The 9,871-nt window shown below is 35.7% G+C and carries 11 protein-coding genes; 5 read left to right on the top strand and 6 right to left on the bottom strand.

Going from position 1 to position 9,871, the window contains the following annotated elements:
• Positions 1-518: 518 nt before the first annotated feature.
• From Q0X66_RS14725 to folE, 5 genes are all read left to right on the top strand, one after another.
• On the top strand, positions 519-659 hold the full coding sequence (locus Q0X66_RS14725) for a VOC family protein (protein WP_297707690.1): 141 nt from the start codon (positions 519-521) through the stop codon (positions 657-659).
• 18 nt (positions 660-677) lie between these two features.
• On the top strand, positions 678-914 hold the full coding sequence (locus Q0X66_RS14720) for a VOC family protein (RefSeq protein ID WP_366938707.1): 237 nt from the start codon (positions 678-680) through the stop codon (positions 912-914).
• A gap of 198 nt (positions 915-1,112) precedes the next feature.
• Positions 1,113-1,769: a TetR family transcriptional regulator C-terminal domain-containing protein gene (locus Q0X66_RS14715; protein ID WP_297707686.1), complete on the top strand. Its 657-nt coding sequence runs from the start codon at positions 1,113-1,115 to the stop codon at positions 1,767-1,769.
• Between the two features lie 8 nt (positions 1,770-1,777).
• Positions 1,778-3,088: an AarF/UbiB family protein gene (locus Q0X66_RS14710; protein WP_297707683.1), complete on the top strand. Its 1,311-nt coding sequence runs from the start codon at positions 1,778-1,780 to the stop codon at positions 3,086-3,088.
• 64 nt (positions 3,089-3,152) lie between these two features.
• Complete coding sequence (gene folE, locus Q0X66_RS14705) at positions 3,153-3,848, top strand: GTP cyclohydrolase I FolE (protein ID WP_297707681.1); 696 nt, start codon at positions 3,153-3,155, stop codon at positions 3,846-3,848.
• A gap of 236 nt (positions 3,849-4,084) precedes the next feature.
• Here the strand turns inward: folE and Q0X66_RS14700 are convergent, their stop codons facing one another.
• The 6 genes from Q0X66_RS14700 to Q0X66_RS14675 form a co-directional block, all read right to left on the bottom strand.
• Positions 4,085-5,044, bottom strand: coding sequence for a hypothetical protein (locus Q0X66_RS14700; protein ID WP_297707679.1), 960 nt, complete (start codon positions 5,042-5,044; stop codon positions 4,085-4,087).
• A 52-nt stretch (positions 5,045-5,096) separates the two neighbouring features.
• On the bottom strand, positions 5,097-5,756 hold the full coding sequence (locus tag Q0X66_RS14695; RefSeq protein ID WP_297707677.1) for a hypothetical protein: 660 nt from the start codon (positions 5,754-5,756) through the stop codon (positions 5,097-5,099).
• Positions 5,746-6,288, bottom strand: coding sequence for a sigma-70 family RNA polymerase sigma factor (locus Q0X66_RS14690; protein WP_297707675.1), 543 nt, complete (start codon positions 6,286-6,288; stop codon positions 5,746-5,748). The genes Q0X66_RS14695 and Q0X66_RS14690 overlap by 11 nt, the downstream gene beginning before the upstream one ends.
• A gap of 379 nt (positions 6,289-6,667) precedes the next feature.
• Entirely contained in the window at positions 6,668-7,426 is a 759-nt protein-coding gene (locus Q0X66_RS14685) for a flavodoxin family protein (RefSeq protein WP_297707673.1), read from the bottom strand.
• Between the two features lie 61 nt (positions 7,427-7,487).
• A complete protein-coding gene (locus tag Q0X66_RS14680; protein WP_297707671.1) occupies positions 7,488-8,003 on the bottom strand; it encodes a flavodoxin domain-containing protein in 516 nt (171 codons plus the stop codon).
• Positions 8,004-8,040: 37 nt separating this feature from the next.
• Positions 8,041-9,871: NAD(P)/FAD-dependent oxidoreductase (locus Q0X66_RS14675; protein WP_297707669.1), on the bottom strand; the 1,831-nt coding region annotated here is incomplete at its 5' end.

The raw sequence follows: 9,871 nt of genomic DNA, 5'->3' as shown, positions 1-9,871 counted from the left end.
AAAAGTACACTGCCTGCAGTAGATAATCCAGCACCCCTTATAAAACTCCGCCTGGTTATACCTTTTGTCGGTTTGGATTCCGATCCTTGGTTTTTATCTTCCATAGAACTACAAATGAATTTATTAAACTATCAATCTAATTAACTCAAAGTAAGTTACGATAATATTCATTTAGAAAGAATAAAAATAAGTTCTAATTGCCCCGACATGATTTGTAAAAAAAGATAGAATAAAATGTGGGTACTTAAGAGACCGGAACTAAGATCTACTGCTATTTACGTTGTTTTCTAAAGTTCTAAAAAACAGACAAGGGAAAGCTTGTGATGGATTCCTTGCCGGCCCCGGATTACTTTTTAGGGATGTACATTGCGAATCCCTTTTAAAATGAACCGTTTTAGTGCCTTATTTAAGAGTAAAAATGGATAATTACCTTTTGAATTTCAAAAAAAGCAACTTTCAGGAAGCAACTTAAATCTTGATTATAGAACTTACGAGCCTTAATCTTAATTAGTAAAACAATGAAGGTAAAACTTATTAGTATCCCTGTTAACGACCAGGAAAAAGCATTAAAATTCTATACCGAAAAATTGAGATTTATTAAAAAACTTGACATGCCATTAGAAGGAGGTAATAGGTGGTTAACTTTAGTCTCTAAATAAGCACAAGGAGGACCTGAAATCCTACTTGAACCGGCCCCTAATCATTTTGAACCATCTAAAGTCTATCAAGATGCATTGATGGGTGCCGGAATTCCCTACACTCAGTTCGATGTTGATGATGTTCAATATGAATATGACCGGCTTACAAAGCTTGGTGTTGAATTCAGTATGAAACCCACCGAAATGGGGACTGTAAAAGTTACAGTTTTTAACGACACTTGCGGAAATAACATTCAACTAGTTGAAGAATTATAATAGCACTACGGACATCAATGTATCCTATGAAAGGTACTAGTTTCGTAAAACGAACCGTTTCCCTGGACACTCCTCAATTTCCAAGCCTATCTATATGATGGCAGTAAAAAAACTTCCTTAACGCCTGTGTTAAACTTTGTTTAATTTATATTGCAATTTATTAAACAATTAATATCTTGCACTTTACAAAACAGAGCCATGGCCAAAAAGAAAACAATTACCCAAAACGACATTATTTCATTTTACATGGATTATGTCATTGAAAATAACGAAAACCCTAAATCTGTATATGCGTTTGCAAAAGCCAATAATTTTGAAGAATCAAAATTCTATATGCATTTTGGTTCATTTGAAGCTATTGAAAAGCAAGTATTCAACACTTTTTTTAATAATACCATTACAGTTTTAGGTAAAAGTAAAGAGTATCAATCATATGATTCGCGCAATAAACTATTAAGTTTCTATTTTACCTTTTTTGAAAATCTTACGGCTAACAGAAGTTATGTTATTTATGTTTTACATCAGCATAAAAATAATTTGAAAGGATTGTCACTTCTTTCTGGTTTAAAAAAGAGTTTTACAAACTATATTGATAGTTTAGACATTGAAATGATCACTATTAATCAAGAACAAATCGATAAGATACAGACAAGAGCGTTGCAAGAAACTGCTTGGCTACAATTATTATTGACTTTAAAATTCTGGATGGACGATACTTCAGCTTCTTTTGAAAAAACGGACATTTTTATTGAAAAATCAGTAAATACAAGCTTCGACGTCTTGAACGTGGCTCCACTTAAAAGTATGATAGACTTTGGAAAATTCATCTTCAAAGAAAAAATCCACCAGTATTAGGGTAATAGATGAAAACAATCGATAATATTCCTGTCACAAAAATACATCGCGCCTCCAAGCTAGTATCAACCGGAGCGAAAGTTGGGGTTAATTACCTTAAATATTATGGCGATAAATTAACAAAGACTGAACATCTGGCCAGAACGCGTCTCAATGAAAATAATGCAGAGGATATTTACGATGGCCTGAAGCAACTTAAAGGCAGTGCACTTAAAGTGGCTCAAATGCTGAGCATGGAAAAGAGTATCATGCCTCAATCCTATGTCGAAAAGTTCTCATTATCACAATTTTCAGTTCCACCCTTATCTTCCCCATTGGTACTGAAAACCTTTAAAAATTATTTTGGCAAATTGCCCAACGAATTATATGATTCCTTTAATACGACTTCAGTAAATGCCGCCAGCATCGGACAAGTGCATGTGGCAGAAAAAAATGGGAAAAAACTTGCTGTGAAAATCCAATATCCAGGAGTTGCTCAAAGTATTGCGTCCGATTTGGCTCTTGTTAAGCCTATTGCTATGAAAATGTTTAATATTAAGGGAAAAGATTCAGACAAATACTTTAAGGAAGTTGAAGGAAAACTTATTGAAGAAACAGATTATGCGTTGGAAGTGCAACAAAGCAAGGAAATTGCCAAAGCCTGTTCTAACATTCCAAACCTTTTGTTTCCTAAATATTATGAGGACTTATCCAATGACCGTATCATTACAATGGACTATATGAACGGTGAGCACCTATCTGAGTTTACAGCATATAACACGGATCAAGAAAAGGCAAATCAACTCGGGCAAGCGCTTTGGGATTTTTACATGTTCCAAATTCATAAGTTAAGAAAAGTACATGCTGATCCGCATCCCGGGAACTTTTTGGTGTCTGAAAATGGTGAATTAATTGCTTTGGATTTTGGATGTATGAAAACCATTCCAAATGATTTTTATGTGCCGTATTTTGAATTAGCAGAACCCGATAATATCAATAATCCTGATTATTTTTCATCGAAATTGTTTGAATTGGAAATTTTGCGTGAAGACGATTCAAAAGAAGAAATTGAATTTTTTACCGAAATGTTTCATGAGTTATTGAGTTTATTCACCCTACCTTTTCAAGAAGAAAATTTTGACTTCTCGGATGGTATATTCTTTGGAAAATTAAGTGAATTAGGTGAACGTTATTCAAAAAATACAGAACTACGAAAAATGAATGGCAACAGAGGTTCAAAGCATTTCATTTACATAAACAGAACCTTTTTTGGGCTTTATAATTTGATGTTCGATTTAAAGGCTAAAAACGTCATCATTGATAATTTCAAAACCTCCTAAAGACTAATTTTAGCAAAAATTTTATTAAAGCGATAGAGCGCTTATAACACATAACAAAGACAAAATGAATACAAAAACATTAGTAGAAAAGAAAAATGGTTTCAAGCTGAAAGGGTTTACTAATAATGATATTGGAGATGATCATTTATACACAGGTTTAGAAACACCTATGAAACCTAGTGCATTTAAACTATCAGACTCTGAAAAAAAGCAACGAATAGCCTTATTGTTTGAAGAAATAATGGATGTGATGGGTTTAGATTTAACCGATGATTCCTTAAGAGGAACACCCGAGCGTGTGGCTAAAATGTATATTGATGAAATTTTCTCCGGATTAAATCCTTCTAATAAACCGAAAATAGCATTGTTTGATAATAAGTATCAATACAACCAAATGCTGGTTGAAAAAAACATTACTTTTTATTCAAATTGTGAGCATCATTTTGTTCCCATAATAGGAAAAGCCCATGTAGCTTATATCTCATCAGGAAAAGTAATCGGCTTATCGAAATTGAATAGAATTGTACATTATTATGCCAAGCGACCTCAAGTACAGGAAAGATTAACAAATCAAATTGCTGAAGATTTGAAACATATTCTAGGTACTGAAGACATTGCTGTCATTATTGATGCCAAACATTTGTGTGTATCCTCCCGAGGAATAAAGGATGAATCATCGGCAACAGTAACTTCATTTTATGGAGGAGTATTCAATACCACAGCAAAGATTGCAGAATTACAAAACTACCTTAGGGACTAAGATAATCGATATCATTAAACAAGCCCTGGAATTTTAACAAATCAAACTTAGATCCCTTACTACAAGGGCTGGCCTGGGTTGGTTTTTATGCTTTCCCCGGATTACTTTTTAGGGATGCACGAAGTGAATCCCTCTTAAAATGAACTGTTACGGGATCAAAAACCAGACAAGCGTGGCGGGAGCCGAGAATTCTGACCCGTCCTTAAATATGTATTCCTGATTAATGCTTCAACACCTTAAAAACCAAAACCTATGCGCACTGCCGGATAAAACTGGTCAAAATTGTCTGACATATACAATTGTGGAGCTACGGATATGTATTTCCCTAATTCCCAGTTTACACCTAACTTGAACGTGTTTTTCCCAAATAGCTCGCCTTGCCGGTTTACCAAAACTCCCAGTTCTACACCAAGCCAATTGGGCTTATTAATTTTTTTGGACAAATTATACTTATAACCAATATTGAGAAAACCATTCACGTTGACAGTAGATTCTTCTATAAAATCAAATAGCAGATTATACGAAACATAGTACCGATTTTGTAAGGTCCGTTTCTTCCTGAAAGCAAACGCCATTTCCGCCGAAATATCAATAACAGGTTCACTTTTAATCAAGTTAACGCCAACGCCACCGCTAAGCATAAGCATATCTGTTTGCTCGCTCAACATGTCGTATTGTTTTTTTTGAGATAGCTGCATCCCATCAAATGTATAGTTGTAAATTGCTGAGTGTCTTCCCTGAATAGCGGTGGTGGTATCAATAACCTCCAAAAGCTGAGTAAGTAGGCTGTCTGAAATTAATTCATCGAGTTCATTAAACTGAATTTGTAAAAAGTATGTGTCTGATAGTATATTGCATTGCTTGTTAAACTGATAGATGGTTTGTTCGCCGTTCTCCCATATCACTCTTTCGCCTTCTTCGGTTTGCTTAATTGTCACCGATTTATTTGGTTCATAATTGATAGAATATGGTATTTTTTCAGGAATATCTTTGGTTTCCTTAAGTATTAATTGAAAGCTTTTAAAATCTTTCTCCACGTTTTCAGCTAAGTTTTTATAACTATAAATTGCCAAATTCATCCCTGCTTTGTTCTCAATTTGGACACAAGCCGAATCGATAGCGGTTTTTTGTCCGTATATAAAACTGCTGAACATTAACAGTGCGGTAAGTGTAAATATTGATGTTATTTTTTTCATTTTTTCAAGTATTTTATTATTAAAAATTGGATTTATTTATCCGCTTTAAATTCTAATTTTGCAATTTTGATGAAAGAGCTATTGCTCCATCATTGCCAGGACTTTGATTACCGCCAAATTTGAATTGGATTTTTTTTCTTTTCTCTTTTTTAAAAGCTGCGGTATTACTAATTAAAATTTTTGTTTCATACGCATCTGTCGTAATTTCATAAGTTGAATCTGCTGGAATATTATTCTCAATAGCCATAATTGATTCAGGAGAAATTTCTTTTTCAATATATTCTATTTGTTGGATGTAAACAGTGTCAGTAATTCGTTCTTTCAGGACAATAGGTTTAGTAACTACGACCTGTTTTTCAATAAAAACGGTGTCGTGTGTTATGATGTTAGCAGCAATTAATGATTCATTTTTGATTAATTCATTTTTGGTATTTAATTCGACCTTGTTTTTTAGGTCGGTATTTGTTTTAGCAAGTGCTTCTATCCTTTTTTGTGATTTGAGGTTTGAAACAAATAAAATTGAAGTAGAAATAAGAAGTAAAACACATGCTGCCGCTAATAGGCGGAAAAAAAGTGGTATTACGAGCTTTTTCTTTCTGTGCTGAACTTGTTTCCATATTCTTTCTTTAGCAACATTTGCTTCTGTTTCGTAAAAGTCCTCTGATTCATTTATCGATTTCCTAAAAAATGAATCAATTTTATTAGTTCCCATTTTTCTTAGCTTTATTAATTCTTTCAATTATGTTCATCCTTGCTTTTCTCAACTGCGATTTTGAAGTGCTTTCTGAAATATTCAGTAGTTCAGCTATTTCTTTGTGTGAATAACCTTCTATTGCGAACAGGTTAAAAACCATTCTGTAACCAGCAGGCAGAGCCTCAATTATGAAAAACGCCTGCTCGATATCAATATCAATTATATCAGCTGCATAGTCCGTATTGGTTTCGTATTCAAGTAAGCTCTCATTGTATCTGATTTTATTTTTAGTATTTAGATGCCTTATCGATTCATTAATGACAATGGTTTTAATCCATTTTTTCAGACTGTTATCACCGCGGTACTCAAATTGCTGTATGCTATTGAAAACTTTTGTAAATGATATAATAAGTGCATCTTCAACATCATGATGGTTAGATAAAATACGCATGGACAAGTTGTACATTTGCTGATAATGCAGATTAAACAAAACGCCCTGTGCAATTTGATTTCCTGATTTACAATGCTTGATAACTTCCTTTATTTCCAAGTACTTTTTTTTGTTTTGTAAGGTCGTTTAACTTAATAACCCTGATTGCCGGCTTGAAGTTGCCTGAACAACTAAATAAATGTATTTTATAATTAATTGTTACATAAAAAACATAAAGATACTGGAGCTAGCAGAACAACCTAAGCATGATCTGAGGTTGTAGGGATGCACAAGGTGAATCCCTTTTAAAATTATACGATTGAGACTTTGAATGCCTTGAAAATTCATTTTCAAAAGGTAAAGGAATCAAAAAACGAACAAGCGCTAGCTTGTGTTCGTTTTTATGCTTGCCCGGGATTGCTTTTTAGGGATGTACGAAGTCAATCGCAATTCGTGTGTTTTTTTTATTTTTAGCTGATTTTTCCATTTAAATATAACGCTATCTATTCGCCATCAACTTCTTAGTTTCTCTTCCAGCGATCCACTTGGCTATTTTATTCTTCACAAAGGGAATTTTGATATCATTATAGAAATCTTTCTTGTCCTTGTAGAACTTGTAATCGGCCCATCCTTTCAATTTATTCCATTCTGAAATAGATTTGAAGATATTGAAATACACCAATTGGCCTAATGAGGGTTCAAATTTCTCATGAGATTTAATTGCATTAAGAAGCTCTTCATATCCATTTAATGCCTTCATACGATTATAATCTGTTTCATTTTCAGATTTTGTTGCCACCTTAAGCTCCACGGATGGCACAAAGTTGTATCCACTTTGAGTGAAGTTTTCATTTAAATATTTACATGTTAAGTCAGCACCAAATCCCGCACAGGTGGTAAGCGCTATGGCGTATTTTCCAAAAAATATTGGTCTGTGAGCAATATAGCTTGTTCGCTCTACAAATTTCTTCATTAATGCACTAATCGTTCTTGCGTAGGTAGGAGATGCAAATATGGTCCCGTCGGCATCCTTCATTTCTTCAATAATCATATCACGATCATCTTTAAGAGGACAATTTTCTTCTCCGATATTGATACATGAATAACACCCTAAGCAATCCTTAAGGTTTAGTTCAGAAAGCATAAGAATCTTGAAATCTATTTCAGGATTACTTTGCTTAAGCAGTCTAAGTATATTGTAAGTATTCCCTTTGTGCGGGCTTCCACAGATCGCTACTATCTTTAGTTTTTTTTCCATCTATATAGAATTTAACTGTAAGCCATTTTAATTTTCTTTTAGAACTTCCTTTTGGCTATTACTATGTTGGCACTTCACTATGTTTAAATTGCCTTACCATTTCTAATATGGGTTTGATGCTTTCTTTATCGACATGGTCAAAACCATAGCGCTCTTCTTTACCGGCCTCGGGATCGGGATTGATAAGGGAGCCTATCCACAGCATCTTCCGAACCCACCAACTAACTTTTGAATGGTCTAACCTGCCTGGAAGGCCCACATGCTGCATTTGTGAAGCCAGCCCGGAAGGAAGGGAAGCAGCAACCCAACGGTCGAGTTTATCCCCTGGCCCCGCACCTGAGACCGAAAACAAGATCTTCGACCTGTCTTTAAGGATAGATAAATTTGATCTTACCCATTTTCGGATAGATAGCTTAAAATAGTGAATTGAACTGCCCAATATTAAATACTCGTACTTTGCCGGATCGGCATTGGGATCCTTGATGTCAAATACAGGAAATCCTGTGGCGTCGCCAATCCAGTTGGCATATTGCTCGGTACTCCCGTACTTACCTGAGAAAAAAATTGCTCCGTTCATAATACATTGTTTTAGATGTTGGTATAACAAAATTAAACTAGCCTATAGGACCAAATATCAAAGCCTGATCACCAATATCCATACCCTCACAACTTTTAGAAAAGCTGCTGCCATCCAATTCAATTTGAAACTTTACGTGATCTTCCTCACCATTCGAATTAACAGGAAGCCATCGATAGGGAAGGTCCAGTTGGGTTACCTTGGGGTTTGTGAGATTGAGAATGGAATATTGTCCTTTCTGACATTGAAATCCGGGAGGTTTTTCAAAGCTCAATTCGAGCGTTTTGACATCTAACTTTTTGCGCTCCGAGAGCGCAACAACTCTCTTGTCAACATACTTTTCATCATCACATTCGGACCAGATTTTGTCTTTATTCATCTGCAAGGCAGCCAAAAACCCACCTGTAATGCTACCTTCAAAGCCCCCGCCAGGAAAAGCCCAGGCCGACGCGAAATAGAGGTTTGGAATCAAGAAATTATTTCTAAATCGTTTAGAAGCTGTTAATTGCAAGGTTTGAGCAAAACCGTAAACTGCTCCACTGGGATTAGAGGTATACCGCATGATAGTTTTCGGGGTAGATAACTCGTAATATTCTATGCTTTCCAAAATACCCGGGAACTTCTCTTCCAGGCGCTTCATTAAGATCTGGGCTACCTCCTCTTTTTTTGCCTTGTAGTCATCATGACTAAGGTTTTCCCAGTTTTTCAGATAAGCTACAGTACAGATCACACCTGCAGCTTTATCCGATGGTGCCAATCCGGCATCGACCTTTTCATAATCTACAAAGATGAAACTACGTTTTTTCCAATCACCTAGCTGATTCGGATGTACATCTTTGAGACTTTTTATATCTTCCCCTTGTATATAATTTGAATAGTATTTAACACCAAATCGATCTAGTTTTTCCCTAAAGCCAAAGTACATACACAATAATGAGACTGAATCAGGGTTCGAACCGATCTTTTCCTTAAGAGCGCTTGCGTAAGGCTCATCCAGTAAAGCAGGCACTGTTGGCATGGGTGCGTTAGCCACTACATTATCACAAGTAATAGTAATAGGCTCTTCATTTTTGTTATAAACCTCTCTAAATGTGACTCCCGAGGCCTTACCATTTTCAGTGATGATCTTCTCAACTTTTTTCCCTAATAGTACAGTACCGCCATGTGCTTCAATATAAGCGGCGAGATGATCGGAGAGCTTTTGTGAACCTCCTTTAATAAAATGACCTCCGCTTTCAATAAAACCAGAGAACGGCAGGCCAAAGTAGAACATTGACAAGGTGTACGGATCATCGCCCCAGTAAGCAATATGCGCAGTAAGGTCAAGTTTTAGACCTTCATTTCTGATGTGTTTATCTAACCAGGACCCCACCGTGTGTCGTGTTGCCGTTACCAGGTTGGGGTAAAGTAAGGGCATTAGCGGATATATCAATTTGCTTACCAATGGATTACGAGGCAAACTGTGTGCTTCCTTTCTAATGCCTGCTATCAATTTCATAAATTTCTTAATAGCCTTTTTCTCATCAGGATATTTGCTCACAAGGGCTTTAGTAGCTTCATCAAAACCATGTGGAAAAACAAAGTCCTCATTATCTGAAAGTATACCATAGAATTCGGGTACTTTCTCAAACTGAACGTGCTTGTCTACATCGAGCATTTTGAAAATTCTCCTAACAGTACCGCCCTCTGCCAGGCCACTCATTTCATGCAAGCCAACTTCAATGATAAAATCGCCTCGCTTGAAGGTAGTTGCACAACCACCAGGTTTATAGTGTTGCTCCAAAAGGAGTACTTTCTTTCCAAATTTTGAAAGCGTAGCTCCGGCAGTCAGGCCGGCTAAGCCTCCTCCGATAATAATCGTATTATAT

This window comes from uncultured Eudoraea sp., assembly GCF_947260015.1.
In the GTDB taxonomy this organism is placed as follows: domain Bacteria; phylum Bacteroidota; class Bacteroidia; order Flavobacteriales; family Flavobacteriaceae; genus Eudoraea.
Note: the sequence above shows the minus strand (reverse complement) of the source record. Positions and strands in the feature narration are given on the sequence as shown.